23 protein-coding genes are annotated in these 23,488 nt (G+C 62.3%); 12 read left to right on the top strand and 11 right to left on the bottom strand.

All coding sequences use genetic code 11. The annotated features are described in order from the left end of the window. Positions 1–141: 141 nt before the first annotated feature. The 4 genes from cobU (at position 142) to JL2886_RS15030 (ending at position 3,698) form a co-directional block, all read left to right on the top strand. Positions 142–744, top strand: a complete 603-nt coding sequence (gene cobU, locus JL2886_RS15045; RefSeq protein ID WP_082996171.1) for a bifunctional adenosylcobinamide kinase/adenosylcobinamide-phosphate guanylyltransferase — start codon at positions 142–144, stop codon at positions 742–744. Beyond that, entirely contained in the window at positions 741–1,331 is a 591-nt protein-coding gene (locus JL2886_RS15040) for a histidine phosphatase family protein (RefSeq protein WP_065272751.1), read from the top strand. Before cobU ends, JL2886_RS15040 begins: the two co-directional genes overlap by 4 nt. A 59-nt stretch (positions 1,332–1,390) precedes the next feature. Beyond that, positions 1,391–2,074 (top strand): glutathione S-transferase, encoded by a 684-nt coding sequence (locus tag JL2886_RS15035; RefSeq protein WP_065272750.1) that lies wholly within the window; start codon positions 1,391–1,393, stop codon positions 2,072–2,074. Between the two features lie 121 nt (positions 2,075–2,195). Then, positions 2,196–3,698: a YifB family Mg chelatase-like AAA ATPase gene (locus tag JL2886_RS15030; protein ID WP_065272749.1), complete on the top strand. Its 1,503-nt coding sequence runs from the start codon at positions 2,196–2,198 to the stop codon at positions 3,696–3,698. 22 nt (positions 3,699–3,720) lie between these two features. Here JL2886_RS15030 and gshB read toward each other — a convergent pair whose 3' ends face one another. The 3 genes from gshB to rsmI form a co-directional block, all read right to left on the bottom strand. After that, positions 3,721–4,653, bottom strand: coding sequence for a glutathione synthase (gshB, locus tag JL2886_RS15025; RefSeq protein WP_065273740.1), 933 nt, complete (start codon positions 4,651–4,653; stop codon positions 3,721–3,723). 71 nt (positions 4,654–4,724) lie between these two features. Continuing rightward, complete coding sequence (locus tag JL2886_RS15020; RefSeq protein WP_065272748.1) at positions 4,725–5,096, bottom strand: YraN family protein; 372 nt, start codon at positions 5,094–5,096, stop codon at positions 4,725–4,727. 4 nt (positions 5,097–5,100) lie between these two features. Continuing rightward, complete coding sequence (gene rsmI, locus JL2886_RS15015) at positions 5,101–5,961, bottom strand: 16S rRNA (cytidine(1402)-2'-O)-methyltransferase (protein WP_065272747.1); 861 nt, start codon at positions 5,959–5,961, stop codon at positions 5,101–5,103. A gap of 96 nt (positions 5,962–6,057) precedes the next feature. Here rsmI and JL2886_RS15010 point away from each other — a divergent pair, with 96 nt between their 5' ends. The 3 genes from JL2886_RS15010 to murJ are packed head-to-tail and all read left to right on the top strand — an operon-like array spanning position 6,058 to position 11,565. Beyond that, complete coding sequence (locus JL2886_RS15010) at positions 6,058–7,230, top strand: penicillin-binding protein activator (RefSeq protein ID WP_065272746.1); 1,173 nt, start codon at positions 6,058–6,060, stop codon at positions 7,228–7,230. Then, complete coding sequence (locus JL2886_RS15005) at positions 7,190–10,018, top strand: [protein-PII] uridylyltransferase (protein ID WP_065272745.1); 2,829 nt, start codon at positions 7,190–7,192, stop codon at positions 10,016–10,018. Before JL2886_RS15010 ends, JL2886_RS15005 begins: the two co-directional genes overlap by 41 nt. Continuing rightward, the gene (murJ, locus tag JL2886_RS15000; RefSeq protein WP_065272744.1) at positions 10,015–11,565 is read left to right on the top strand and encodes a murein biosynthesis integral membrane protein MurJ; all 1,551 of its coding nucleotides are present in this window, start codon (positions 10,015–10,017) and stop codon (positions 11,563–11,565) included. Before JL2886_RS15005 ends, murJ begins: the two co-directional genes overlap by 4 nt. Positions 11,566–11,652: 87 nt before the next feature. Here the strand turns inward: murJ and JL2886_RS14995 are convergent, their stop codons facing one another. Further along, positions 11,653–12,339 carry a rhomboid family intramembrane serine protease gene (locus JL2886_RS14995; RefSeq protein WP_065272743.1) on the bottom strand — a complete coding sequence of 229 codons (687 nt, stop codon included), beginning with the start codon at positions 12,337–12,339 and terminating at the stop codon, positions 11,653–11,655. A 134-nt stretch (positions 12,340–12,473) separates the two neighbouring features. Between JL2886_RS14995 and trpS the strand changes: the two genes are divergently transcribed. Continuing rightward, entirely contained in the window at positions 12,474–13,502 is a 1,029-nt protein-coding gene (gene trpS, locus JL2886_RS14990) for a tryptophan--tRNA ligase (RefSeq protein WP_065272742.1), read from the top strand. 55 nt (positions 13,503–13,557) lie between these two features. Then, entirely contained in the window at positions 13,558–13,764 is a 207-nt protein-coding gene (locus JL2886_RS14985) for a cold-shock protein (RefSeq protein ID WP_065272741.1), read from the top strand. A 138-nt stretch (positions 13,765–13,902) separates the two neighbouring features. On the opposite strand, the gene JL2886_RS14980 is transcribed toward JL2886_RS14985, so the two are convergent. Genes JL2886_RS14980 through paaG form a run of 4 tightly spaced genes read right to left on the bottom strand, consistent with a single transcriptional unit; the run spans position 13,903 to position 17,046 of the window. Then, positions 13,903–14,499, bottom strand: coding sequence for a TetR/AcrR family transcriptional regulator (locus JL2886_RS14980; protein ID WP_065272740.1), 597 nt, complete (start codon positions 14,497–14,499; stop codon positions 13,903–13,905). Between the two features lie 8 nt (positions 14,500–14,507). After that, entirely contained in the window at positions 14,508–15,818 is a 1,311-nt protein-coding gene (gene paaK / locus JL2886_RS14975; protein ID WP_065272739.1) for a phenylacetate--CoA ligase PaaK, read from the bottom strand. Between the two features lie 14 nt (positions 15,819–15,832). Continuing rightward, entirely contained in the window at positions 15,833–16,258 is a 426-nt protein-coding gene (gene paaI, locus JL2886_RS14970) for a hydroxyphenylacetyl-CoA thioesterase PaaI (RefSeq protein ID WP_065273739.1), read from the bottom strand. A gap of 2 nt (positions 16,259–16,260) precedes the next feature. Further along, the gene (gene paaG / locus JL2886_RS14965; RefSeq protein WP_065272738.1) at positions 16,261–17,046 is read right to left on the bottom strand and encodes a 2-(1,2-epoxy-1,2-dihydrophenyl)acetyl-CoA isomerase PaaG; all 786 of its coding nucleotides are present in this window, start codon (positions 17,044–17,046) and stop codon (positions 16,261–16,263) included. Between the two features lie 208 nt (positions 17,047–17,254). Here paaG and paaZ point away from each other — a divergent pair, with 208 nt between their 5' ends. From paaZ to JL2886_RS14950, 3 genes are all read left to right on the top strand, one after another. Continuing rightward, positions 17,255–19,285 (top strand): phenylacetic acid degradation bifunctional protein PaaZ, encoded by a 2,031-nt coding sequence (paaZ, locus tag JL2886_RS14960; RefSeq protein WP_065272737.1) that lies wholly within the window; start codon positions 17,255–17,257, stop codon positions 19,283–19,285. 71 nt (positions 19,286–19,356) lie between these two features. Next, complete coding sequence (locus JL2886_RS14955) at positions 19,357–20,160, top strand: PaaX family transcriptional regulator C-terminal domain-containing protein (RefSeq protein ID WP_065272736.1); 804 nt, start codon at positions 19,357–19,359, stop codon at positions 20,158–20,160. 18 nt (positions 20,161–20,178) lie between these two features. Next, positions 20,179–21,141, top strand: coding sequence for an alpha/beta fold hydrolase (locus JL2886_RS14950; RefSeq protein ID WP_065272735.1), 963 nt, complete (start codon positions 20,179–20,181; stop codon positions 21,139–21,141). Positions 21,142–21,169: 28 nt separating this feature from the next. On the opposite strand, the gene JL2886_RS14945 is transcribed toward JL2886_RS14950, so the two are convergent. From JL2886_RS14945 to JL2886_RS14935, 3 genes are all read right to left on the bottom strand, one after another. Next, positions 21,170–22,294 carry an aminotransferase class V-fold PLP-dependent enzyme gene (locus JL2886_RS14945; protein ID WP_065272734.1) on the bottom strand — a complete coding sequence of 375 codons (1,125 nt, stop codon included), beginning with the start codon at positions 22,292–22,294 and terminating at the stop codon, positions 21,170–21,172. 188 nt (positions 22,295–22,482) lie between these two features. Beyond that, a complete protein-coding gene (locus JL2886_RS14940) occupies positions 22,483–22,947 on the bottom strand; it encodes an Lrp/AsnC family transcriptional regulator (RefSeq protein ID WP_065272733.1) in 465 nt (154 codons plus the stop codon). Then, a complete protein-coding gene (locus JL2886_RS14935; protein WP_065272732.1) occupies positions 22,944–23,399 on the bottom strand; it encodes an Lrp/AsnC family transcriptional regulator in 456 nt (151 codons plus the stop codon). Before JL2886_RS14935 ends, JL2886_RS14940 begins: the two co-directional genes overlap by 4 nt. Positions 23,400–23,488 lie beyond the last annotated feature (89 nt).

Genomic DNA, 23,488 nt, shown 5'->3' with positions numbered 1-23,488 from the left:
GGTTTTCAGCGCCTTACCCCGGTGCATCAGACCGTTTAAGGCCATCGGGGGCGCCGCTTTGCTCCCCACCTTGGAATCTGTCCGCCCTTGGTCGTGTCCCTGCTGCAGATCCCGGTCCGCATCTGCGGGGCGTCATCGGACATGGCAGGTTCGGGCTTGTTTCAGGCCGGATCAGCAGATACCCAAACTTCTGCAACCATCACCGAACTCAGGGTAGAAGACGTGTCCGCAGCTGTCACATTCATTCTTGGCGGGGCCGCATCGGGAAAGTCTGCCTTTGCTGAAAGTCTATGCTTTTCCTCAGGCAAGCCAAAAGCTTACTGGGCAACTTCACAGATATTTGATGATGAAATGCGCGAAAAAGTTGCAAAACACCTGGCCCAGCGCGGCGCGGACTGGACCACACATGAAGAACCATTCGATGCCGCCAAGGCGCTTGGCGACCTTGTGGAGGGACAGATCTGCCTGATCGATTGCGCCACCATGTGGCTGAGCAATCACCTGCTGGCGGACCATGATCTGGAGGCCGAAACCGAGACCCTGTTGCAGGCGATTGATGCCTGCCGCGCAGAAATCGTGATCGTGTCGAACGAAACCGGACTTGGCATCGTGCCTGAGAACGCCCTGGCCCGGAGGTTCCGCGAGGCGCAGGGGCGGCTCAACATCGCAATCGCCGCCCGCGCGCGGACTGTGGTGCAGGTCACCGCAGGCCTGCCGCTGGTGCTGAAAGGAAGCCTTCCATGACCCGCCTCTTCCTTGTCCGCCACGGCCCGACCCACGCCAAATCCATGGTCGGCTGGTCGGATCTTCCGGCGGACCTGTCCGACAGCGCCGCACTGCGCCGCCTGTCCGCTGCCCTACCCGAAGATGCCCTGGTGGTGTCGTCGGACCTGTCCCGCGCAGCAGATACCGCCAGCGCCATCCAAGGCGACCGTGCGCGCCTGCCCCACCTGCCCGACCTCAGAGAAATCCATTTCGGGGAATGGGAGCTGCGCACCTGGAAAGACATCGACGCCGAAGATCCCGAACGCATCCGCGCTTATTGGGAAACCCCCGGCGATGTCCGCCCCCCCGGCGGAGAAAGCTGGAATGAGGTCTGCGCCCGCGTGGACCGGGTCATCGACGATCTGATCGAAGCCCACCGAGGCCGCAATCTGATCGTGGTCGGCCATTTCGGCCAGATCCTGACCCAGATCCAGCGCGCCGAACGGCTGACCGCAGAAGAGGCGTTTTCGCACCGGATCGACAACCTGTCGGTGACCGAAATCCACCACGTTCCGGGAGACGGAACCGATGGCTGGCGCGCCGGAAAGATCAATCACCTTCCGTGATGGCACCGCGCACAAAACAGCGATTTGGCAACCCGTGAAGCTGCGCTAGCCTGCTTTCCATGACATATGATCTTTTTATCGGTGACCGCATGTATTCCAGCTGGTCCTTGCGCGGCTGGCTCATGCTTGAAAAATTCTCGCTCCCCCATGTGGTGCATATGGTGGGGCTTTATTCCGGAACCATGGCGGCGGATCTGGCAGATCTGGCACCCGCCCGGCTGGTTCCCACCCTGCGCACGCCCGAAGGTACGGTGATCGGCGAAAGCCTGGCCATGGCGGAAACCCTGGCCGAACGACATTCGGAGGCAGGCCTGTGGCCCAGTGATCCGGCGGCGCGGGCGACTGCGCGCTGGGTGGTGGCCGAAATGGCCTGCGGGTTTTCCGCCCTGCGCGGTGATTGCCCGATGCAGCTGAGCCATATCTGGCAGGGCTTTCCCCCCTCCGAAGCGGTGCAAAAGGATCTTGCCCGGATCGAGACCCTGTTTGCGCATGCCCGCAAGGTGTCTGGCGCTGCGGAGGGCTGGCTTTTTGGCGACTACTGCCTCGCCGATGTGTTCTACACGCCGGTTGCGGCCCGCATCATCGGATATAACCTGCCGGTGTCGCCTGAAACCCGCGCCTATTGCCGCGCGCTCTTGTCCGATCCGGCGGTGCTGCGCTGGCAGGAACAGGCGCATGAAGTGACTTACGATCCCGAGCCTTATGCGATGGATCTGGAGCGCCGCCCCTGGAGCCTTGACTGACGTGCCGCGTCGTCGGCCCGCAAAGCCAACGACAAAAATACACGCATAACGTGCTTTAAGGGCGACTCCGGTCCACCGTTCGCTATGATTTTCTCTGGTATCTTCAGAGGGATAGCGCAGCATGATTTCACGGGCCTACACTGTCGCCTTTCAAGGGGTGGAGGCCCGCCCGGTCGAGGTGCAATGCGCCGTGGCACCGGGCCTTCCGGCCTTTTCCATCGTCGGCCTGCCGGACAAGGCGGTGAGCGAAGCGCGCGAGAGGGTGCGCTCGGCCTTTGCCGCCATGTCGATTGCGCTGCCGTCAAAACGGATCACGGTGAACCTGTCACCCGCGGATCTGCCCAAGGAAGGCAGCCATTTCGACCTGCCCATCGCGCTGGCGCTTCTCGCTGCGATCGAGGTAATCCCAAGCGAGGCCGCAAGCGAGACCATCGCGCTGGGGGAATTGTCGCTCGACGGGACGTTGATCCCGGTGGTGGGCGCCCTGCCCGCTGCGATGACCGCGGCCAGCGAGGACCGGTTGCTGCTCTGCCCTAAGGCATCGGGGGCAGAGGCCGCCTGGGTCGATGCGGCTCGCGTAATCGGCGCCGCCAGCCTGATCGACGTGGTGCGCCATTTCACCGGCAAGATGCCTCTGGCGCAGGCCATCGCGGGGGAAGTCCATGACGACATCGGCACACGCGATCTGCGCGACGTGAAGGGGCAGGAACGGGCCAAACGCGCATTGGAGATCGCCGCCGCCGGTCGCCATCACATCCTGATGGTCGGCCCACCCGGGTCCGGCAAATCCATGCTGGCAGCGCGGCTGCCGACGATCCTGCCGCCCCTGACGGCGGCTGAGGCGCTGGAGACCTCGATGATCCAGTCCCTGTGCGGCTTGATCGAGGATGGTGGCATCAACCGCAGCCGCCCCTTTCGCGAACCGCATCACACCGCATCCATGGCCGCCATCGTCGGCGGCGGGCGGCGGGCACAGCCAGGCGAGATCAGCCTCGCGCACAATGGCGTGTTGTTTCTGGACGAGCTGCCCGAATTTGCCCGCCCGGTGCTGGAAACCCTGCGCCAGCCCCTTGAAACCGGCGAGGTCATGGTCGCCCGCGCCAATGCCCATGTGAAATACCCGAGCCGCTTCATGCTGGTGGCTGCGGCCAACCCATGCAAATGCGGCCATCTGGCGGATCCGGCCCGCGCGTGCTCTCGTGCGCCGCTCTGCGCCGAGGATTACATGGGGCGCATTTCCGGCCCGCTGATGGACCGCTTCGATCTGCGCATCGACGTGCCGCCAGTGTCTTATGACGATCTTACCCTACCCGCTGCCGCCGAAGGGTCCGCCGAAATCCTACAAAGGGTGGAAACCGCGCGCGCGCGGCAGGAGCGGCGGTTCTCAGACCATCCCGGTGCGCAGCAGAACGCCGATGCCGAAGGGGCGCTGCTGGAAGACATTGCCGTATTGGATACGGAAAGCCGCGAGATGATGCAACGCGCCGCCGATCGTTTCGCCCTGACCGCGCGCGGCTATCACCGGGTGCTGCGGGTGGCGCGCACGATTGCCGATCTGGAAGGGGAGCCGGAAATCCTGCGTCCCCATGTGGCTGAGGCGCTGGGGTTCCGGCTGGCGGGCTGAAGTCCGGCCAGCCGGATGCGTCTTACAGTTTGGATTCGATCGCCTGCCAGACCTTTTCGGCGATATTCACGCCATCAAAGCGTTCCAGTTCCTGAATGCCGGTGGGCGAGGTCACGTTGATCTCTGTCAGGTAATCACCGATCACGTCGATGCCGACAAAAATCTGGCCCTTTTCCTTCAGAAGCGGGCCAATGGCGGCGCAGATCTCACGGTCGCGCTCGGTCAGGCCGATCTTTTCCGGGCGTCCGCCCACATGCATGTTAGACCGTGTCTCACCGGCGGCGGGCACGCGGTTGATGGCGCCGACGGGTTCGCCGTCCACCAGAATGACGCGTTTGTCGCCATTGCTGACATCGGGCAGGAATTTCTGCACGATCAGCGGCTCGCGGCTGAAACCGGTGAACAGTTCGTGCAGCGAGGTCAGGTTGCGATCGTTGGCATCCAGACGGAACACCCCGGCGCCGCCATTGCCATAAAGCGGCTTCAGGATGATGTCGCCATGCTTGGCCTTGAAGGCCTTGATGGTGTCCAGATCACGGGCAATCGCGGTGGGCGGTGTCAGATCAGGGAAATCCAGCACCAGCAGCTTTTCAGGGTAGTTGCGCACCCAGAAGGGATCATTCACCACCAGCGTCTGCCCCTTGAGGCGGTCTAGCAGATGCGTCGAGGTGATGTAATGCATGTCGAACGGCGGGTCCTGCCGCAGCCAGACCACGTCGAAATCCGCAAGATCCACCTCGCGCTCTTCGCCCAGCACCGCCGGGGTCCCGGCGACGCGCTGCACGGTCATGTCATAGCCGCGGGCGGTGATGCGCCCTTCCTGATAGGCGAGGTGATCGGGGCTGTAGTAAAACAGTTCGTGCCCGCGCGCCTGCGCCTCTTCAGCAAGGCGGAAGCTGCTGTCGGCATCGATGTCGACGCCCATGACCGGGTCCATCTGGAAGGCGATTTTCATGAAGTGCATCCCTCTTGTTTCGGCAAATAGATGGCCCAGCGGGCACAAAGGTTCAATAGAGCAGAACGCTGTCAGCCCTGACCAAAGGCGTTTTCGAGGATCTCGACCTGCCCTTTGCCGTTCACAAACACGGCATCAAGCCGCGCCTCGGTTAGCTGCCCCCGAGGTTCTCCTTCCAGAAAATGCGCGGCGCTGGCTTGGATCCGCTGCATCTGTGTGGGCGTGATGCGGGCGGCGGCGGATGCGAATGTGACGCTGTGCTTGACCTCGGCAAAGACCAGCATGTCCCCCTTGCGCAGGATCAGGTCGATCTCACCCCCGGGGCCGCGCCAGCGCCGGGCTTCCACGCGGTAGCCCCTTGCCTCATAGGCGCGCGCGGCTGCGTCTTCGGCAGCCTTTCCAGCCAGATGGGCGCGCTGACCTTGATGGTGTCGCCCCTCCATCCGCTCAGCCTGCGTCCTTGGCCAGTTGCAGGGCAAGCTGGTAGACCTTGCGGCGCGGCAATTCGTGGGTTTCCGCCACGATAGATGCGGCATCCTTTACTGAATTGTCCTTCAGCGCCGCGCGCAGGTCTTCCTCAAGGCTGGCTTCGCTTACCTCTTCGCCATGGGCGCGATCCACCAGCATGACAATCTCGCCTTTCACCGGTTTCTCCTCTAGTCCCGCAGCCAGATCACTCAGGCTGCCGCGCCGGATCTCTTCGAATTTCTTGGTCAACTCGCGGCAAAGGGCGGCAGGCCGGTCCCCGAGAACTGCCGCCATATCCGCCACCGAGGCAGCGATGCGTTTGGGCGATTCGTAGAAAATCAGGGTTCCGGGCACGTTTCGCAGCTCTTCCAGCCGCTTGCGTCGGGCGCCGCTGGCGTTGGGCAGGAATCCGGCGAAAAAGAACGCATCGGTCGGCAAGCCCGCCAGTGTCAGCGCTGCCAGCGCCGCCGAGGCACCCGGCGCTACGGTAACCTTATGCCCGGCTTCAGCTGCCGCGCGGCTCAGATCATAGCCCGGATCGGCGATCAGCGGCATGCCTGCCTCAGACGCATAGGCAACCGACTGCCCCGCCTCCATCGCCTGCATCAGCCTTGCCCGGGCGCCTGCGCCGCTGTGATCATGGTAGGCGATGATCTGGCGTCCGTTCAGCGGCACACCATGAATTTCCATCAGCTTGCGCAGCGACCGGGTGTCCTCGGCGGCGATCACATCAGCCGACGCCAGCACATCCAGCGCCCTGAGGGTGATGTCGCGCGCGGTGCCGATGGGCGTGGCCACAAAGTGCAGCCCCGGCAACAATTTGACGATCTGATGATTCACGCTGGACCCGCCTTTTTGGTCGTTTATGATCCCCTTAAACCAATACGGCCACCAACACGGCGCCCAGCGCCGGAAAAGGGGAGTTTCAGGTCCATCATGTTCGCCGTTTTCAAACAGGCCCGCAAGGCGGCATTCGCCGCGATTACCGCAATTTCCGCCTTTGCTCTGAGCGCCTGCAACCCGACCAGCATCGGAAGCGGCCCGAGCATCAACACCTCGAAACCGGTTCCCGTGGCGCTGTTGGTGCCGCGCGGATCGGCCAAATCCGGCGACAGCGTTCTGGCACAAAGCCTAGAAAACGCAGCGCGGCTGGCGATCGGCGATTTGAAGGGCGTGCAGGTGGACCTTAAGGTCTATGACACAGCAGGCGATCCGGCGACAGCGGCGAATGCGGCCACCCAGGCCATCAACGACGGCGCACGCATCATCCTTGGCCCGGTCTATGCCGAGGCCGCAAATGCTGCAGGCGTCGCCGCGGCCAAGCGCAACGTCAACGTGCTGGCCTTTTCCAACAACACCGCAATCGCCGGCGGCAATGTCTTTATCCTGGGGGCGACCTTTGCCAATACCGCCCAGCGCCTGACCGAATACGCTGTACGCCAGGGGCGCGGCAATATCGTGATCGTCAGCGGCAATGACGCTGCGGGCCGTGCAGGAAGCGCCGCCATTCAGGCCGCAGCCGGGCGCACTGGTGCAACCATCGCTGGGTCGGTCGGATATGAGCTGTCCCAGAAAGGCGTGATCGACGCCGTCGGCCCGATCCGCGACACCGCGCGTGCCAACAATGCCAACGCCGTCTTCATGACCGCGACCACCGCAGGCGCCCTGCCGCTGCTGACCCAGCTTCTGCCCGAAGCGGGCCTGGATAAGGAAAGCACCCAGTACATCGGTCTGACTCGCTGGGACATCCCCTCGCCAACCCTGTCCCTGCCCGGTGTGCAGGGCGGCTGGTTTGCCCTGCCCGACCCGAGCAAATCGCAGCAGTTCATTACCCGCTACAGCTCTGCCTACGGGGGCGCTCCGCATTCCATCGGCGGGCTTGCCTATGACGGTATCGCCGCGATCGGGGCTCTGGTCAGTGCCGGGAAATCCGACGCCCTAACCGGCGCCGCCCTAACCCAGGGCGCAGGCTTCCAGGGTACTGGCGGAATCTTCCGCCTGCGCGCCGATGGAACCAATGAACGCGGCCTTGCGGTCGCAACAATCCAAGAACAGAAGGTGGTCGTCATTGACCCAGCTCCCAGCAGCTTCTCCGGCACAGGATTCTGATCCGGCCCATCAAGGCACCCCGCCCCTCGCCCCGGTCAAAGGCCCGCTGATCTGCGCCGCAGACAAGATTTTTGACGCTGCGGCGATACACCAGCAGATTGCTGCCGCAGCCAAGGACATGGAGGCGGCAGCGCTGCGCGCAGAGGTGGTCCGTCTGCTGCGTGAGGCCAACAAGGAAGGCCGCGCGGCGATTGCCGAAGCCTTTACTGCGGCGCCCTTTGCCGCCCGTGCGCTGACCCAGTCCTACAGCCACCTGACCGACGGGCTGGTCACCACCGCCTTTCGGGCCGCCACCCAGTTCCTGCATCCGCTGGCCAACCCGACCCAGGGCGAACGTATCGCCGTAATGGCCGTGGGCGGATACGGCCGGGCCGAAATGGCACCGTTTTCGGACGTAGACCTGCTGTTTCTGACCCCCTACAAGATCACCGCCTGGGCCGAGAGCGTCATTGAATCGATGCTTTATATGCTGTGGGACCTGCGGCTGAAGGTCGGCCACTCCAGCCGCACGATCAAGGATTGCATCCGCCTTGGCGCCGAGGATTACACCATCCGCACCGCCATGCTGGAACACCGCTTCCTATCCGGTGACGCCGACCTTGCCCAAGAGCTGGACAACCGGCTGCGCAGCGATCTCTTTTCCAAGGATGCCCGCGAATTCGTCGAGGCCAAGCTGGCCGAACGGGATGAACGCCACCTGAAACAGGGTGAGCGTTACATGGTCGAACCCAATGTAAAGGAAGGCAAAGGCGGGTTGCGCGACCTGCAATCGCTGTTCTGGATCTCCAAGTATCTTTATCAGGTGCAGGACGTCGCCGAACTGGTGCCGCTGGGCCTGTTCAGCCGGGAAGAGTTCGAATTCTTCGCCGAGGCAGAAAATTTTCTATGGGCGGTGCGCTCGCACATGCATCTGGCAACCGGGCGCGCAACCGAGCAGCTGACATTCGATTTGCAGGTCGAGGTCGCCGAGCGCATGGGCTATCAGGACCGCGCCGGGCGGCGCGGCGTCGAAGTCTTCATGCAGGACTATTTCCGCAAGGCCACCCAGGTCGGGGATATCACCCGCATTTTCCTGACTAAGCTTGAGGCAAGCCAGCAAAAGGGCGAACCGCTGCTGGAACGGATTTTCCGCCGCCGCCCAAAAATCAAACCCGGCTACAAGGTGGTGCACAACCGGCTGGATATCGTCGATCCCGAAGAGTTTCTGGCGGACAAGCTGAACCTGCTCAGGATCTTCGAAGAAGGTCTGCGCACAGGCATGCTGATCCACCCTGATGCGATGCGTCTGGTCACGGCCAATCTGGACCTGATCGATGATGAAATGCGCGCCAACAAGGAAGCCTGCCGCATCTTTCTGGATCTGCTGCTGAAACACGGCAATCCCGAACGCGCGCTGCGCCGCATGAACGAGCTTGGCGTCCTCTCTGCCTTCCTGCCGGAATTCGAACCGATCGTGGCGATGATGCAGTTCAACATGTATCATTCCTACACGGTGGACGAGCACACCATTCAGGTGATCTCGAACTTTGCATCCATTGAACGTGGCGAGCTGGAAGACGAACTGCCGGTTTCCTCCGAAGTTCTGCGCAAAGGGGTCAACCGCAAGGTTCTGATGGTGGCCATGCTGCTGCACGACATCGGCAAGGGGCGCGAACAGGACCATTCGATCCTTGGCGCCCAGATCGCCCGCAAGGTGGCGCCGCGGCTGGGGCTCAACAAATCCGACAGCGAGACCGTCGAATGGCTGGTGCGCTATCACCTTCTGATGTCGGACATGGCGCAGAAACGCGATATTGCCGATCCGCGCACCGTGCGCGGATTTGCCAAGGCGGTGCAATCGGTGAAACGGCTGGATCTGCTTCTGTTGCTGACCGTCTGCGATATCCGCGGCGTCGGACCGCACACCTGGAACAACTGGAAAGCCGCCCTGCTGCGCTCGCTTTACAACCAGACCCGCCGCGCGCTGGAAGACGGCATGGAGGCACTGAACCGCGAGCACCGGGGCACAGCCGCCAAGAAGCGCCTGCGCGCGGCGCTGCCAGACTGGACCAAATCCGATCTCAAACGCGAAACCTCGCGCCATTATCCGCCCTATTGGCAAGGCCTGCATGTGACCGCGCATGTGGATTTTGCCGAAATGCTGCGCGAGCTGGAAGAGATCGGTGATCCGGGTGAAGTCATCATCCGCATGCATCCCGATGAAGACCGCGATGCCACCCGCGCCTGTTTTGCCATGGCTGACCATCCCGGCATCTTTGCCCGTATGGTGGGCGCCCTGGCACTGGTCGGGGCCAATGTCGTCGATGCACGCTCTTATACGACCAAGGACGGCTATGTGACCGATGCCTTCTGGATTCAGGACGCCGAAGGCCACCCCTATGAGGCCTCGCGCCTGCCCCGCCTGACCCAGATGATCCTGAAAACCCTGAAGGGTGAGGTCATCGCCCGCGAGGCGCTGGTGTCGCGCGACAAGATCAAGAAGCGTGAAAAGGCCTTCAACGTGCCGACCCACATCACCTTTGATAACGAAGGGTCAGAGATCTACACCATCATCGAGGTGGATACCCGTGACCGGGCTGGCCTGCTGTATGATCTGGCGCGCACCCTTGCAGATGCCAATGTCTATATCGCCAATGCAGTGATCGCGACCTACGGCGAACAGGTGGTCGATTCCTTCTATGTCAAAGACATGTTCGGTCTGAAATACCACTCGGAATCCAAGCAGAAGACCCTTGAGCGCAAGCTGCGCGAGGCCATTTCCGCCGGGGCCAAGCGAGCCGGTTCATGAAGCCGATCAAACTGCTGTCCGGCTTTGTCACGGTTGGTTTCTGGACACTGGCCAGCCGGATCCTGGGATTTGTGCGTGAAATCCTGATCGCCGCCTATATCGGCCCCGGCCCGGTGCTTGATGCCTTTGTCGCTGCCTTCCGCCTGCCCAACCTGTTCCGCCGCTTCTTTGCCGAAGGTGCCTTCAACGCGGCCTTTGTACCCCAGTTCGCCGACCGGCTGGAGGCCAATGAAGACGCAGAAGGCTTCGCCCAACAGGCGTTCAACCTACTCGCCGCTGCGGTACTGGCCCTGACCGGCCTTGGCATGGTCTTCATGCCCGCCCTTGTCTGGGCAACGGCCGAAGGTTTTGTCGGGGATGCGCGTTTTGATCTGGCTGTCGGATATGGTCATATCGTCTTTCCCTACATCCTGTTCATGTCGCTGGCGGCGCTGTTTTCCGGTGTCTTGAACGCTACGGGGCGGTTTGCTGCTGCTGCGGCGGCGCCTGTGCTGCTGAACATCTTTGCCTGCAGCGCGATGATCACTGGGGCCGCGCTTGGCCATGAGGTCATCACCTGGCTGGTCTGGACCATCCCGGTTGCTGGCGTTGCGCAACTGGCGCTGGTCTGGCGCGCGACCGAGCGTGCGGGCATCCGCCTGCGCCCCGGCCTGCCGCGCGTCACCCCCGCCATGCGCCGCCTCGTGCGGGTGGCGGTTCCGGCCGCGCTGGCCATGGGCGTCACCCAGGTCAATCTGGTGGTGGGGCAGCTGGTCGCCTCGGATATTGAGAACGCGGTCAGCTGGCTGTTCATTGCCGACCGTCTGTATCAACTGCCGCTTGGCGTGGTCGGGATTGCTGTTGGCATCGTACTGCTGCCGGATCTGACCCGGCGCCTGCGGGCAGGTGATGATACAGGCGCGCGCGAGGGGCTTTCGCGCGCCGGGGAGTTCTCACTGCTGCTGACACTGCCCTCGGCTGCCGCTTTCATCGCGGTGCCGGTGCCGCTGGTTTCGGTGCTCTACGAACGCGGCGCAACAGGCCCCGAGGACGTGGCGGCCATTGCCCTGGCTGTGGCGATCTACGGCGCCGGGCTGCCTGCCTTCGTGCTGCAGAAGGTCCTGCAACCGCTCTATTTTGCACGGCAGGACACCCGCACGCCGTTCTACTACGCGCTGGTGGCGATGATCCTCAACGCGGTGCTGGCCATCGGGTTGAAGCCACTTGTGGGCTGGGTCTCTCCCGCCATCGCCGCATCGACGGCGGGCTGGGCGATGGTCGCTCTGCTGTGGATGGGGGCCGGGCGCCGCATGGGGGATGTCGCCCGCTTTGATGCGCGTTTCTTCCGACGCGGCTGGCGCATTCTTGCGGTCTCGCTGCTGATGGGCGCGGTGCTTCATATCGGCACACTGCAGCTGGCCTGGCTCTTCTACCTGCCAAGCTGGCGCTATCTGGCCCTTCTGGGACTGATCCTGACCGGGGCGGTGATCTACTTTGGCGTCGGACAGGCCGTTGGCGCCTTCCGGCTCGCAGAATTCAAAAAGGCACTCCGCCGCAACCGGGGCTGACCGCGCCGCGCCCTGGCACGGCGCCCGGCCCAACGGGATCAGGCATGGTGTCCTGCCGCAATCCGGGCGGGAGCCCCCTGCCCGCGTTCAGTCGTGACGGATCTTGTTGCGGAACCGCGCCCAGCCGCCTGGCGCCAGGAAAAACGACAGGAAGAACCCGGTGGCAAAACCCGTCAGATCCGCGATCCAGTCGGGTTGGCCGCCAAACAGCAGCGCAAACAGCAGCTGGATCCCCATCAGAAAGGCGATCAGCGAAAACGCCCGGCTCTGCTGCGCGCCCACCAGCGACAATTGGCGCCACAGGATATAGGTAAAGGCCCCGATCAACCCGTAAACCGCCGGAAATCCGCCAATCAGGGGCACCGGACTGCCGGAGAAGATCGCATAGCCCAGGGCGCCACCGATGGCAGAAAGGATAAAGATCAGGATCATGGCAATATCGCCGAAGACCTCTCCGACCATCTTGCCCATGGCCAGCACGAAGACGCAGACAAACAGCGCATGGGTGAAACTGCCGTGCACAAAGGCAAAGGAGACAAACCGCAGCAGATGCTGCGCGGGCCATTGTCCGGTCTCCCACATCCACCAGAAGATCTCGGCCGAAAACGCGTAAGACTGGAAAGCCTCCAGCCGCCAGCCCACGGCGGACGGGCCGCCGACGATGCCGCGCGCGCCAAGCGAAAACGCCGCCTCGATCCCCATGATCACCAGCACCAGCGCCACCACCACGGGCGGCAGCGGGTTCACGGGTGATGGGTTTTCACTGCTGCTCATATCTTTCCTGCCCTTCTTGCCTGTCCCGGCCTTTTGACGCGCCCTTGTGGACCCGCCACCTGGACGGGCTGTTGACGACCGTTGCGCCCATGGTTAAGCCACCGCAGGCCCTATTTCCAGACGGGAGTTTCTCGATGACCGAGACCACTTTCACGCCGCGTGTCTTTTCCGGCATCCAGCCCTCGGGCAACCTGCACCTTGGCAACTACCTTGGCGCTCTCAAACGGTTTGTCGACTGGCAGGACAAGGACATGGAGACCATCTATTGCATGGTCGACCTGCACGCGATCACCGTCTGGCAAGATCCCAACGATCTGAAGAAAGCCACCCGCGAACTTTGCGCCGGGTTCATTGCCGCCGGGCTTGATCCGGAGAAATCCATTCTCATCAACCAGAGCCAGGTGCCTGAACATGCGCAACTGGCCTGGGTTTTCAACTGTGTCGCCCGCATGGGCTGGATGCAGCGGATGACCCAGTGGAAAGACAAGGCGGGCAAGAACCAGCAGAACGCCTCGCTGGGTCTTCTGGCCTATCCGTCGCTGATGGCGGCGGACATCCTGATCTACCACGCCACGCATGTGCCGGTGGGCGAGGACCAGAAACAGCACCTTGAACTCACGCGCGACATCGCGGCCAAGTTCAACCACGACTATGGTGTTGATTTCTTCCCGCTGACCGAGCCGGTGATCGAGGGTGCCGCCACGCGGGTGATGAGCCTGCGCGATGGGTCCAAGAAGATGTCGAAATCGGATCCTTCAGATGCAAGCCGCATCAACCTGACTGACGATGCCGACACAATCGCCAAGAAGATCCGCAAGGCCAAGACCGACCCGGAGGCCCTGCCGTCGGAAGCCAAGGGCCTGGAAGAGCGCCCCGAAGCGCGCAATCTGGTGAACATCTACGCGGCCCTGGCCGAGCAGACCGTGGACCAAGTGCTGGCCGATGTTGGCGGGCGGCAGTTCTCGGAGTTCAAGCCGATGCTGGCAGATCTGGCCGTGTCCAAGATGGCGCCGATCTCGACCGAAATGGCCCGGCTGATGGGTGAGCAGGACGAAATCGACCGCATCCTGTCGCGCGGCTCTGAACGTGCCCGCGAAATCACAGCGCCAATCCTGCGCAAGACCTATGACATTATTGGCATGGTCGGACCGGTCAGCCTGTGATAGGCGTTTGAATACCTTCGCACGTTGCGGAGGAAGTCTATACTGGAGATATCGGATGGCCAATGGCACCGTAAAATGGTTCAACGCAACTAAAGGCTACGGCTTTATCGAGCCCGAAGCTGGCGGAAAAGATGTGTTCGTGCACATCTCGGCGGTTGAACGCTCGGGCCTCAACGGTTTGAACGACAACCAAAAAGTTTCCTATGAACTGGAAACCGGCCGTGACGGCAAGCAGTCCGCAGGTTCGCTGGAACTGCTCTAAGGTTGTTGGCAGAGTAACCCTCTGCGCAAACCACATTAAAAATGATGACGGTGCTTTTGCTTCCCGAATCACCAAAGGCCGCCCTTTCGGGCGGCTTTTTCGCTTTCTAGGAAAAGCCCTAATGTCAGTCCCCTTCTCTCAGAGGCCCTTTACCCCGTTCAGCGTCAGGGTGGTGACAATATCGGCATAGCCCTCGCGGGCGTCGGATCCGGCACCGGAATTCCACATGTAATACCAGTTCAGCATGCCAAAGACCGACATGGTCGCTGCGCGCAGCTTCGCCGCATCCCCGGCAAAAACCTCGGGCGCGACGGCGCTGATCGCGTCGCTCATGAAGGTCACCAGCTCGCGCTGATAGCCACGCAGCAATGTCTGCTGTTCTTCGGGGAGGGCTGACATGGCGCTGATCTGCACCTGATGCTCGTCATCGGCCCCCTGATAGGCGAGCAGTATCTCCGCCACGATGCGGCGCAAGCGGGCCTCTGCCTCAAGGCCCGACAGGTCCAGCTCGCAGACCCGATCCCGCAAATCGCTCAGATAGGTTTCAAGGAGGCCGAAGAGAACGGCATCCTTGCTGTCATAGTAGTGATAGATATTGGCCTTGGAGATCCCGCACTCCCGCGCCAGCTGGGTCATCGACGCGCGGTCATAACCGGCGTCAGCGAAGACCTTGGCCGCAGATTTGAGGATCTGCGCCCGTTTCAGGTCATGGTCTTTTGCGATCGTGCGGGCCACTGCTCTGGTTATCCTTTGTCGCGGTTGTCGACGACGCGCTTGGCCTTGCCCTGGCTGCGCTCCACCTCGCCCGGCTCGCCAACAATGATCTCGGTCGAGACCCCGACCATATCCTTGATCCGTTTGGTCAGCATCCGCGCTGCAGCGGTTTTCGACATTTCGTCGGTGGCATCCGGGTTGGCTTCGACAAAGACCCGCATCGCATCCATGCGGCCGGATTTATAAAGCTCGATCTGGTAATGCGGCGCCAGACCACCGGTGGCCATCAACTGCTCTTCGATCTGGCTGGGGAAGACGTTGACGCCGCGCAGGATGATCATGTCGTCGCTGCGGCCAGTGATCTTTTCCATCCGCCGCATGGTGCGGGCGGTGCCCGGCAGCAGGCGGGTCAGATCGCGGGTGCGATAGCGCACCATCGGCAGACCTTCCTTGGTCAGCGTGGTAAAGACCAGCTCGCCCATTTCGCCGTCGGGCAGCACTTCACCGGTGACGGGGTCAATGATTTCGGGCAGGAAGTGATCCTCCCAGATCACCGGGCCGTCCTTGGTTTCCACGCATTCGCTGGCCACACCCGGCCCCATGATTTCCGACAGGCCGTAGATATCCACCGCGTGCATGTCAAAGGCGTCTTCGACCTCCTTGCGCATGGCATCTGTCCAGGGCTCGGCGCCAAAGACACCCACCTGCAGCGAGCTGTCGCGCGGATCCAGTCCCACCTTGTGGAACTGCTCAAGGATATTCAGCATGTAGGAAGGCGTCACCATGATCCCATCAGGCTGGAAATCGGTGATCAGGCCCACCTGTTTCTCGGTCTGGCCGCCGGACATCGGCACCACCGTGGCGCCAAGGCGTTCGATCCCGTAATGCGCGCCCAGACCGCCGGTGAAGAGCCCATAGCCATAGGCGTTATGCACCATGTTGCCCTTGCGCAGACCGGCGGCGCGCAAGCTCCGCGCGACCAGATCGGCCCAGTTGTCGATGTCACCCTTGGTATAGCCCACGACGGTCGGCTTGCCCGTGGTGCCCGAGGACGCGTGCAGGCGGATGATTTCCTCGCGCGGCACGGCAAAGAGACCGAACGGGTAGTTGTCGCGCAGGTCATTCTTGTAGGTGAAGGGGAACTTCGAAAGATCCGAAAGCTGCTGCAGATCGTCAGGATGCACGCCCGCCTCATCGAACCGCTGCTTGTACATCGGCACGTTGTCATAGGCATGGCGCAGCGACCATTTCAGGCGCTCCAGCTGCAGGCTGCGGATTTCGTCGATGGAGGCGATTTCGATCGGGTCGAGCTCAGCCTTGTTGGGGGTCAGGTCTTTCATGGCGTCCTCCTCACCTATTCTTCGAAAAGATGGCCTTTGATCGCACGGGACAGGCCCCGGAACTCTGCGATCACCAGATCATCCTGATTTTTGACGGTCACGTCGTAGATGCCGCTGCGCCCGGTCAAGGAGACCTCTCGCGCATCGGCGGTCAGCCGGTCGCCAAGGCGTCCCGGCGCGGTATAGGTAATGCTGTTGCTTTGCGCCACGGTGGCCTGATTGCGGCTGTTGCAGGCAAAGGCAAAGGCGCTGTCGGCCAGCATAAAGGTCACGCCGCCATGGCAGATACCGTGGCCGTTGCAATGGTGCGCTTCGACCGTCAGCTGCAGTACCGCGCGCCCGGCGTCGACCTCGGCGATCTCCATTCCGGCCCATTTCGACGCATTGTCGCTGGACCACATGGCGGCGCTGGATTTTTCCGCGCGTTCTTTCGGGGTCATGGTCATTTGCCTTTGAACTCCGGGCTGCGCTTTTCCAGGAAAGAGGCAACGCCTTCGGCATAGTCTGCGCTTTCACCGCAGGTTTTCATGGCGTCCGCTTCCATCTCCAGATGGTCAGTCAGCGTGTCGACGGCGGCAGCTTGAATACATTGTTTGGTCAGCCCCAGACCCAGCGTCGGACCATTTCCGAATTTCTCGGCCATGGCGCGGGCTTCGGTCATAAGCTCTTCATCCGGCAACGCCTTCCAGATCAGCCCCCAGTCCTCGGCCTTTTTGGCGGGCAGCGGCTCGGCGGTGAAGGCCAGCCCCTTGGCGCGGGCTTCGCCCAGCAGGCGCGGCAGATGCCAGCTGCCGCCAGTATCGGGGATCAGACCGACTTTGGAGAAGGATTGGATGAACTTGGCGCTTTCGGCCGCCAGAACCACATCACAGGCGAGTGCGATATTTGCCCCAGCCCCGGCAGCAACGCCATTGACGGCGCAGATCACCGGGAAGTTCAGCGAGCGGATCAACCGTACCAGCGGCGCATAGAAGGTCCGCACGGTATTCCCAAGATCCGGCGGGCCGTCCATCTTGCGCGGATCGCGATCGCCCAGATCCTGCCCGGCGCAAAAGCCCCGGCCAGCACCGGTCAGCAGAACCGCCCGGGCGCCACCATCGCGGGCAGCCTCCAGCGCGGCGCGCAAGGCATTGTGCATCTCATCGTTGAAGCTGTTCAGCCGGTCCGGGCGATTCAGGGTAATTTCCACCCACTGCCCGTGATCCGCGACCAGAATCGAATCTGTCATTCCCCTCACCCCCAATATCACTTGATCCGCCAGAAGGCTGTTTTCTTTCCGAAATCACCAGCTCGGGCGGCGTCTGGACAATTTTCTTGCATAAACCGACCGGACGGTCAATATATATCGCAAATCAATCCTGCCCGCCATGCGGCATCTGATCCTGCCCCGTTTCCGGGGCGAACAAAGCTGGCGCGGGCAACCTAGGGAGACAGCAATGAGCCTTCTTGAGATTTCCAGCTACGCCGCCGGAGACTGGGTGAAACCCGGCGCAGGCGCCCGCAATATCGCCAGTGCGGTGACCGGCGCCACTATCGCCAGTGCCGGCAATGATGACCTTGATGTGCAGGCAATGCTGGATCATGCCCGCAAGGTGGGTGGCCCTGCCTTGCGCAAACTGACCTTCCACGACCGCGCACGCATGCTGAAGGCGCTGGCCACCGAACTCGGCAAGCATAAGGACGCGCTCTACGATCTGTCCTTCCACACTGGCGCCACGCAATCGGATCACATGATCGACATCGACGGCGGCATCGGCACCATGTTCGTCTTTGCCTCCAAGGGGCGCCGCGAAATGCCCGATGGCCATGTCTATCTGGACGGCGATGTCGAACAGCTTTCCCGCACAGGCAGCTTCCTCGGCCAGCATATCTGCACCCCACTGCAAGGGGTTGCGGTGCATATCAACGCCTTCAACTTCCCGGTCTGGGGCATGCTGGAGAAACTGGCGCCCACCCTGCTGGCGGGTGTTCCTGCCATCGTGAAACCAGCGACCGCGACCTGCTATGTCACTGAACTGGCGGTAAAGATCATGCTCGATAGCGGCATCTTGCCCGAGGGCGCGCTGCAGCTTGTCTCGGGCGGTATCGGCGACATGCTGGACCGTCTGGATTGCCAGGACGTGGTCAGCTTCACCGGCTCCGCCAACACCGCGCTGAAACTGCGCAACACCCCGGCCATTGTTGAGAACTCAGTGCGGTTCGTGGCCGAACAGGACAGCCTCAACGCCTCGATCCTGGGGCCTGACGCAGCGCCTGGCACGCCGGAATTTGACCTGTTCATCAAGGAAGTCAGTCGCGAGATGACCGCCAAGGCAGGTCAGAAATGTACCGCCGTGCGCCGCATCATCGCCCCCGAAGCGCAGGTTCAGGCGGTGATCGAGGCCCTGTCCGCACGCCTCGCGAAAGTGGTGATCGGCGATCCGCGCCTGGAAACCACCCGGATGGGCGCGCTGGTGTCTGGCAGCCAGAAACGCGACGTGTTGGAAAAAGCAGCCCTGATCGGCACCGAAGCCAAACGCGTCTTTGGCGACCCCGAAAATTTTGCCGTCGAAGGCGCCGACGCCGAACAGGGCGCCTTTGTGCCGCCGATGCTGTTCCACTGCGAAGACCCCGACACGGCTGTGCATGTGCATGATACCGAAGCCTTCGGCCCGGTCTCGACCGTCATGGGCTATCGTGATCTGGACCACGCCATCGCGCTGGCCAATCGCGGCCAGGGCTCGCTTGTTGCCTCGGTCATCACCCATGATCCGGCAGTCGCGCGCGCTGTCGCGCTTGGCTCCGGCGCCTTCCACGGGCGCCTCTATTTCAACAACCGCGACTCGATGAAGGAATCCACCGGCCACGGCTCTCCGCTGCCCCATATGGTGCACGGCGGTCCGGGTCGCGCTGGCGGCGGCGAGGAGCTGGGCGGCGTGCGCGGCGTCAAACATTACATGCAGCGCACCGCCATCCAGGGCAGCCCCGATATCCTCTCCGCCATCGGTGACAAATGGGTGCCGGGCGGCACTGAAATCGCGGCTCCGGCGCATCCCTTCACCCGGAAGTATAGTGAATTATCAATTGGAGAGACCCTCCATACAGCCCCGCGCACCGTTACAATTAATGATATCGAACATTTCGCTCATTTCACCGGCGATACCTTCTATGCCCATATGGATGACGCCGCAGCGAAGCGGAATCCCTTCTTCCCGGGCCGCGTCGCGCATGGCTATCTGCTCCTGTCCTTTGCCGCGGGTCTCTTTGTGCAGCCAGACGAAGGCCCGGTGCTGGCCAACACCGGCCTTGATGGTCTGCGCTTCATGAAACCGGTGTCAGCCGGCGACAGCATCAAGGTGCGCCTGACCGTCAAGAAGAAGACTCCCCGCAACGAAGAATACGGCGAGGTACGCTGGCACGTGACCCTGACCAATCAGGACGACGAACTGGTCGCGGAATACGAACTGCTGACCATGAACGCCTTCTGATAGCAGACGGCAATCAAAGAGAAATTTTGCCCGGGCTAGCGCAAGCGGCCCGGGCATTCTATTCTGTGAGAATGAGCACAGAACAAAACCAGTGGTTTGAAGCCAGCGTCGCGCAGCTGAACGATCCGCAGAACCTGCGGGTCTGGTCGATCATCGTCTCCCTTTTTGGTGATCTTGCGCAGAAGGAGGGCGCCCAGATCAGCGGCAGCGCCCTGACGCGGATTATCACACCCATGGGCATCAAACCCGAAGCCATCCGCGTAGCGCTGCACCGCCTGCGCAAGGACGGCTGGGTCGAAAGCTCCCGTTCCGGGCGCGCTTCTGTGCATTTCCTGACGAAATTCGGCCGCAGCCAATCCGCTGCGGTGACCCCGCGCATCTACGAGCGCCACCCGCCCGCACCCACCGACTGGCACCTGCTGATCAGTGAGGAAGGCGCAGGACAGGCCACGCTGGATGACGTTCTGCTGCTCCCGCAATATGTGGCGGTTAACCGGCACACCGCCCTTGGCCATGGCAAGATACCGGGGAACCTTGATGACCTGCTGGCCATCGAGTTTTCAAAGATCTCGGTGCCCGTCTGGCTGAAAGACCGTCTCTTCCCCGAGGACCTGCAAGAGGCCTGCGATAGGCTCAACACGGCCCTGCAGGGGATCAAGACCCCGCCGACGGATCTGGATCCGGCCCAGATCGCCACGCTGCGCACCCTGATCGTGCACCGCTGGCGCCGGATTGTGCTGCGCCACCCGGGCCTGCCGCCGATCTTCCATCCCGCATCCTGGAGCGGGGAAGCCTGCCGGAACCGCGTGTTTCAACTGCTGGACGCCCTGCCCTCCCCGGATCTTTCAGAGCTGGGTGCCCCGCAGGAGCGCTAATCCCACCCGGAGTTTTCAATGTCGGTTTTCAGTACGCTCTCGATCGCAGCCCTCGCGGCGCCCGCAGCGTTGTTCGGCGCGGCGCATCTTAGCACACGCAAGCAGGCCCGCGAGGCAGAGCGACTGGTGCCTCCGGCCGGACAGTTCCACCAGACCGCCCACGGGCGGCTGCATTACGTGGAAATGGGACCGCAGAAAGCGCAGACACTGGTGCTGATCCACGGCCTATCGGGGCAATTGCAACATTTTACTTATGCGCTGGCCGGACGTCTGGCGCAGGATTTTCATATCATTGCATTGGACCGGCCCGGTTGCGGATACTCCACCCGCAACAGCGACACACTTGCCCGCCTGCCCGCGCAAGCCGCGATGATCCAGGAGCTTCTGGATGCCAAAGGGGTGAAAAACCCGGTTCTGGTGGGGCACTCGCTAGGCGGCGCGGTATCGCTGGCAATGGCACTGGCCGCGGCGGACAGGATCCGGGGGCTGGCGCTGCTGGCGCCCCTGACCCATCCTTCGGCGGGCGGGGCAGATGCCTTCAAGGGGCTGATCGTACATTCCCCCATGGTCCGGCGCCTGATGGCCCATACGGTTGCCATCCCCGCGGCCAAACGCACCGCTGAGGCGGTTCTGACGCAGATCTTCGCTCCTGAAACCTGCCCTTCGGATTTCCTTGACCGGGCCGGGGGCATTCTGGGCCTGCGCCCGCAAAGCTTTATCGCCGCCTCGGCCGATGCCACGCTGCTCTACCCGACGATTGCAGAGCAAGCCGACCGGTACCTGCGCGAGCTGCGCACGCCCGGCGCGGTGCTGTTCGGAGCGGATGACGCAGTGCTGAATGCCGAAGAACAGGGCCGCGCGATGGAGGCCTTTGGCCTCAAATGCCGGATCGAACCGGGCTTTGGCCATATGCTGCCCATCACCCAGCCCGCGCTTTGCGAGGACTTCATCCGGGCAACGGCGGCCAGCCTGCCGACATGATCCCCGGCAGGCTGATGTTGCTATCTGGTCAGAGCACCTGATCCAGAACCGATGTCAGGCGCTTCAGCGTGCCTTCCACATCATACAGCTTATCAAGACCGAACAGACCCAGACGGAAGGTGCGGAAATCATCGGGCTCGTCGCATTGCAGCGGAACGCCAGCGGCGATCTGCATGCCCAGCGCCAGAAATTTCTTGCCGTTCTGAATCTCAGGATCGCTGGTATAGCTGACCACGACGCCCGGCGCACCGAACCCTTCGGCGGCGACCGAGACCACGCCCTTGTCCTTCAGATAGGCGCGCACGCCGTTACCCAGCTGCCATTGCGCGTCCCGCAGCCGGTCAAAGCCGTACTCGCGGGTTTCCAGCATGGTATCGCGGAAGGCGCGCAGCGCATCGGTGGGCATGGTGGCGTGATAGGCGTGACCGCCGTCCTCATAGGCCTTCATGATGGCGCGCCACTGCTTCAGGTTGATGGCGAAACTGTCCGATGTGGTCTCCTCCAGACGTTTCAGCGCCGCCTCGGAGAACATCACGAGCCCCGCCGAGGGAGACGCGCTCCAGCCCTTTTGCGGGGCCGAGATCAGCACATCAACGCCAGTGGCCTTCATATCGACCCAGGCACAGCCCGACGCGATGCAATCCAGCACCATCAGCGCGCCGACCTCATGGGCGGCGGCGGCCATGGCTGTCACATAATCATCCGGCAGGATCACCCCGGCCGATGTTTCCACATGCGGCGCAAAGACGATATCGGGCTTTTGTTCGCGGATCGCCTGCACCACCTCTTCGATCGGCGCGGGGGTAAAGGGCGACGGGGTGCTGTTGCCGGTCTGGCGCGCCTTCATCACCGTGCTGGAAGCGGTGAAGCCGCCGCTTTCAAAGATCTGGCTCCAGCGGTAGGAGAACCAGCCGTTGCGCACCACCAGAGCATTGGCGCCGCGGGCAAACTGGCGGGCGACAGCCTCCATCGCGAAGGTACCGCCGCCGGGCACCAGGGCCACGGCCTCGGCGCTGTACACCTCTTTCAACATGTCGCTGATATCCAGCATCACCTGCTGGAAGGCCTTCGACATATGGTTGAGCGAGCGGTCGGTGAAGACCACCGAAAATTCATCCAGCCCCTTCGGGTCCACGGTATCAAGCAATGCCATCGGTGATCCTCCTTCTTTTGCTGTCTATCGCTAGCGCTGTCGCCCTGCTTTGGCAAAGTCTACTTTGGCATACGGGGGCGCGATGCTGGCCTTGGTATGTGCGGAGCAGGTGAAAAAGCATAGATCAAAGCGACGCCCCGCCGCATGGAAAATGGAAATCGGGTTTCCGATCATCGACAAAGCGCTGCCTATCCCAGCGGCCCCGGCCTGCGTTCTTCGGAGAGCAGCACGTTTGCGTCCACGTTTCCGACACCAGGTAAGGTCATGATCCGGCGCCGCAGGACCCGCTCGAAATCGGCAATGTCCCGGGCGGTGACGCGTAGGCGGTAGTCATACATGCCCAGGATATGCTCCACTGTTTCCACTTCGGGGATGGCAGAGACCGCGCGTTCGAAGTCCTCAAGGCTGACACGCCCCTTGGTCGCCAGCTTGATGCCCAGAAACACTGTCACGCCAAAGCCAAGCTTCTTGCGGTCCAGATCCAGACGACGCCCCAGCAGGATCCCCGCCTGCTGCAGGCGGCGGATACGGCGCCATGTGGCGGGCTGGCTGAGGCCAAGTTCCCGCCCCAGCGCCCCGGCAGTGCGCGTGGCATCCCGCGACAGCGCCCGCAAGATGGCAAAATCGATATCGTCGAGATCGCTGCGGCTCATAGTGGCAGGCTTTCGTTCGATTTGATCCGCGCCACATGCATCAACGCCTCGATATCGGTGATATGCGGCAGGGTCAGGATCTGGGCCCGGTAGATCTCCTGATAATGCGGCATGTCGCGGGCAATCACCGAAAGGCGCACATCGACCTGCCCCAGAAAGGTCTGGATCTCCAGCACCTCGGGGATCAGCCGCGCGGCCTCCAGGAATTCGTCAAAGGCCCGCGGGTTGGTCTTGTCCAGTGTCACCCGCAAGGAAACCTCCACCGCATAACCCAGCGCGCGCCAGTCGATCACCGCGTGCTGGCCCAGAATGACGCCTGTCTCGCGCAGCTTTTCCAGCCGCCGCGACAGGCGCGATGGCGTGAGGCCCAGCCGTTCAGCAAGATCCGGAATCGATTGCTCCGGTTCGCTTTGCATGTGGCGCAGAATGCGCCGATCCAGATCATCAAGCATGATTTAGTCAATATAGATCAAATCAACGAATGACTATTGCAAAATGAGCGCGATTTATGCGCGCAGATCCATCGCAATCGCCCCCTCAC

This window comes from Phaeobacter gallaeciensis (genome assembly GCF_001678945.1).
Taxonomy (GTDB): Bacteria; Pseudomonadota; Alphaproteobacteria; order Rhodobacterales; family Rhodobacteraceae; genus Phycobacter; species Phycobacter gallaeciensis_A.
Note: the sequence above shows the minus strand (reverse complement) of the source record. Positions and strands in the feature narration are given on the sequence as shown.